At 71.6% G+C, this 4,279-nt stretch carries 3 protein-coding genes and 1 pseudogene; 3 read left to right on the top strand and 1 reads right to left on the bottom strand.

The annotated features are described in order from the left end of the window. Positions 1-338: RidA family protein (locus EIO58_RS13565; RefSeq protein ID WP_164861706.1), on the top strand; the 338-nt coding region annotated here is incomplete at its 5' end. Between the two features lie 52 nt (positions 339-390). Here the strand turns inward: EIO58_RS13565 and acs are convergent. Then, positions 391-2,376, bottom strand: coding sequence for an acetate--CoA ligase (gene acs, locus EIO58_RS13560; protein ID WP_127819978.1), 1,986 nt, complete (start codon positions 2,374-2,376; stop codon positions 391-393). Between the two features lie 712 nt (positions 2,377-3,088). On the opposite strand from acs, the gene EIO58_RS13555 reads away from it, so the two are divergent. Together EIO58_RS13555 and EIO58_RS13550 are read left to right on the top strand one after the other, a co-directional pair. Further along, a complete protein-coding gene (locus tag EIO58_RS13555) occupies positions 3,089-4,033 on the top strand; it encodes a TadA family conjugal transfer-associated ATPase (RefSeq protein WP_127819979.1) in 945 nt (314 codons plus the stop codon). Beyond that, positions 4,018-4,279 (top strand): annotated as a pseudogene (locus EIO58_RS13550) (pilus assembly protein TadB); the annotation flags it as partial. The gene EIO58_RS13555 and the pseudogene EIO58_RS13550, both read left to right, overlap by 16 nt.

Genomic DNA, 4,279 nt, shown 5'->3' with positions numbered 1-4,279 from the left:
CGGGCGCGCTCCCCGCGACCGGCAAGGTCGGCGAGGGTGAGGGCTTCGTGCCCGCCGCCGACGCCCAGGGCTACGCGCGCCGGTGCGCGCTGAATGCGATCGCCGCCGCCGCGGCCGCGGTGGGCGGCGTGGACCGACTGACCGGCGTGGTCAAGGTCACCGGGTTCGTGGCATCCGTCCCGGAGTTCTCCGGCCAGCCCGGCGTTATCAACGGCGCGAGCGAGGTGCTCGGCGAGATCTTCGGTGACGCCGGACGGCACGCGCGCTCCGCCGTGGGCGTGCCGGTGCTGCCTCTCGACGCTCCCGTCGAGGTCGAGGTCGTCTTCTCGTTCGCCTGATCCGCACGACGCAGACGGATGCCGCAGCCGGTGCCGCGGCATCCGTCCGTCGCTACTTGACCTGGGCCGAAATGACCGACATCACCGCCGTGTCGGCGAGGGTCGTCGTGTCGCCGACCTCGCGGCCCTCGGCGACGTCGCGCAGCAGGCGGCGCATGATCTTGCCCGAGCGGGTCTTGGGCAGCTCGCCCACGATGTAGACGTCGCGGGGCCGGGCGATGGGGCCGATCTGCTCGCCGACCCACTGACGCAGGGTCTGTCCGAGGCCCTCGACGGGATGCTCGTCGAGGTACGACTGCTTGATGATGACGAATGCGACGACGGCCTGTCCCGTGGTCTCGTCGGACGCCCCGACCACCGCGGCCTCGGCGGTCGCCTCGTGGGCGACGAGGGCGGACTCGATCTCGGTCGTCGACAGGCGGTGCCCCGACACGTTCATGACGTCGTCGACGCGGCCGAGGAGCCACACGTCTCCGTCGTCGTCGAGCCGGGCCCCGTCGCCGGCGAAGTAGTAGCCCTGGGCGCGGAACTTCTCCCAGTACGTCTCGACGAAGCGGTCGGGGTCGCCCCAGATACCGCGCAGCATGGACGGCCACGGCTCGGTGACGACGAGCAGTCCGCCGTTGCCGGTGCCGACGTGCGTGCCGTCCTCGTCGACGACGTCGATCGCGATGCCGGGCAGCGGCACCTGGGCAGAGCCAGGCTTGGTCTCGGTGACTCCCGGGAGCGCCGAGATCATGATCGCGCCGGTCTCGGTCTGCCACCACGTGTCGACGATCGGCGCGGTCTTGCCGCCGATGATCTTGCGGTACCACATCCACGCCTCAGGGTTGATGGGCTCGCCCACAGAGCCCAGCAGGCGCAGCGACGACAGGTCGAACTGCTTCGGGATGGCGCGGCCGAGCTTCATGAACGAGCGGATCGCCGTCGGCGCGGTGTAGAGGATCGTGACACCGTACTTCTGCACGATCTCCCACCAACGACCCGGGTGCGGGGCATCCGGTGTTCCTTCGTAGAGCACCTGCGTCGCGCCGTTGGCGAGTGGGCCGTACGTCACGTACGTATGGCCGGTGACCCAGCCGATGTCGGCCGTGCACCAGTACACGTCGGTCTCGGGGTGGATGTCGTGCACGACCCTGTTCGTGAAGGCCGCCTGGGTCAGGTAGCCGCCCGAGGTGTGCAGGATGCCCTTGGGCTTTCCGGTGGTGCCCGACGTATAGAGGATGAACAGCGGGCTCTCGGCGGGGAACGCCTTCGCCTCGTGCTCGGCGGACGCCTGCGGCACCACGTCGTGCCACCACAGGTCGCGGCCCTCGGTCCACTCGACTGCGTTCCCGCCGCGCTTGACGACGAGCACGTGCTCGACGGTCTCCTGCGGGCCGGAGCCGTTGCGGGCGGCGAGCGCCAGGTCGACGGCGGGCTTGAGCGGCGAGACCTTGCCCTTGCGGTACCCGCCGTCGGCGGTGATGACGAGTTTCGCGCCGGCGTCGTCGATGCGGGCGCGCAGGCTGTCGGCCGAGAAGCCCCCGAAGACGACGGAGTGGATCGCGCCGACGCGCACCACGGCGAGCATCGCGGCGACGGCCTCGGGGATCATCGGCATGTAGATCGCGACGCGGTCGCCCGCGCCGATGCCCAGGCCCTCGAGGACGTTGGCGAGGCGCTTCACCTCGTCGGTGAGCTCGGTATAGGTCACGCGACGCTCATCGCCCGGCTCGCCTTCCCACAGCAGCGCGACGCGGTCGCCGTGGCCGGCTTCGACATGGCGGTCGAGGCAGTTGAACGCGACGTTGAGCTCGCCGTCGGCGAACCACTGCGCGAACGGCGGGTTCGACCAGTCGAGCACCTGCGTGAACGGCTTGTGCCAGTGCAGCGCGCGGGCCTGGTCGGCCCAGAATCCCTCGCGATCGGCCTCCGCCTGCGCGTAGAGCCCAACGGTTCCCACGGCATCGCGGGCGAACTCGGGCGCGGGCGGGAAGCGCCGGGTCTCGTCGAGGAGGTGGTCGATCTGGCTGCTCGGTGCCTGGTTGCTGCTCATGGGGAGCGCGCTCCTTTGCGGGCTGACGGAAGGACGTGACGGATGCCGGGGGTTCGGCGCGTCTGCTGGGAAATGTACCCACGGTCACGGGAGTGGGCTACCCCCGATAGTAGGTGGGGCCGGGGGTTCTTCGACTCGAGTGATATATCGGTGAGAATCCTCTCCTTTTCGCTTTGTACGGGCGCCTTCCTCGCATAAGCTGTCCCCCGGCCGAACTTCGATTCTGGCATTGCGGCACCCGACGTCACCCCCCCGAATTCGGGTACCGCGCGTGGCGGCATCCCATTCCCCCCATGGGATGCCGCCCTCAACTTTTTTATGGGAGCGATCCCGTCAGCGCGCGAGCGCCCGCATCCTCTCCTCCACAGGCGGACTCTTCGCGGGCTTGTCCACCGATCCTCGACCGCGAGGCCCGGCGGCGTGCGGGCGCTCTTAGCGTCGGAGCATGTCCGCGCCCTTCGTCGTCCGTCCCCGCGATCGCAGTCCCGGCGCGCCGGCGGTTCGACGGGTGACAGACGCCCCCACCGCCGTTGCGGCACTCCGGGCCCCCCGCGCCGCCGGCGTGATCAGCGCCGTGTCCAGAGAGCTCCGGCCATGGGTGCCTGCGCCGCGTCGGGCCGAGCACGAGCCGGAGGCCGGGGGTGACGGTGCCTCGGCCGACCGTGCAGCGCTGCCCGATCCTCGCGAGGCGCCGCGGACGCCTCCGCCGCACATCGACCGGCATCCCGTTCTCGCCCCGTTCGAGACGTACCTCGGCGACCACGACGTGACCGACCTCTTCGTGAACGGATCGGCCGGGCTGTTCGTGGATCGCGGTGCGGGCCCCGTGCGCGCACGGGAATGGCGGGCAACCGACGAGGAGGTGCGCGGCCTCGCCGTGGCGCTCATCGCGGCGGGCGGGCGCCACATCGACGACGCGGCGCCCTGTGTCGACGTCCGCCTCGACGGCGGCATCCGCGTGCACGCCGTGCTGCCGCCGATCGCGCCGGCGGGCACCGCCATCTCGATCCGGGTGCCGCGCCTGTCGGGCGCGGTACTCGACGAACTGCACGAATCGGGCATGTTCGACGACTCCATGCACCGGCGCCTCGGTGAGGCGATCGCCGCCCGCCGCAACCTCCTCGTTTCGGGCGCGGCAGGTGCCGGCAAGACGACGCTCCTCGCCGCGCTCCTGCGGGAGGCGTCCCCGCACGAGCGGATCGTGACGATCGAGGACGTCGCCGAGCTGCAGATCGCCCACCCGCACCACGTCCGACTCGAGGCGCGCCAGCCGAATCTCGAGGGAGCCGGAGGCATCGGCCTCGCGCGCCTGGTGCGCGAAGCGCTGCGGATGCGGCCCGATCGGCTGGTCGTGGGGGAGTGCCGTGGCGACGAGGTGCGCGAACTGCTTTCGGCGCTGAACACCGGGCACGACGGCGGGGCGGGCACCGTGCACGCCAACAGCCTGCATGACGTGCCCGCCCGACTCGAAGCGCTGGGGGCACTTGCCGGCCTCGACGATCGCGCACTGGCCCGCCAGGCGGCGAGCGCGCTCGACCTGGTGCTCCACGTCGAGCGCAGCCGCGATGGCGCGCGACGTCTCGCGGCAGTGGGCCGCCCGATCATCGGCCTGAGCGGACGGCTCGCGATCGAGGAGGTCGCATGGTCCGCCGCATGAGAGCACCGGCGCGTGACGACGGATCCGCCGCAGCGGAGACGCTGCTGCGCCTCGCGGTGATGCTGCAGGCCGGAGTCGCTCCCGGGGCGGCGTGGAGCCACCTCGCCGCCTCCCGCGACCCCGCCGCCGTGCGGGTGACCGCGGCTGTCGCGGAGGGGATGCCGTTGACCCGCGCGATAGCGGCGTCCGGCGGCTGGGCGTGGCGTGAGGTCGCGGTCGCGTGGCATGTCGCGACGACCGTCGGCG

Origin of the sequence: Microbacterium sp. CPCC 204701 (assembly GCF_004010105.1) — a bacterium.
GTDB lineage: Bacteria > Actinomycetota > Actinomycetes > Actinomycetales > Microbacteriaceae > Microbacterium.
The sequence above is the reverse complement of the archived record's forward strand: the minus strand, read 5'-3'. Positions and strand labels throughout refer to the sequence as shown.

Coding starts and splice junctions, on each gene's coding strand:
- acs (WP_127819978.1), bottom strand. CDS start 2,376: ATGAGCAGCAACCAGGCACCGAGCAGCCAGATCGACCACCTCCTCGAC.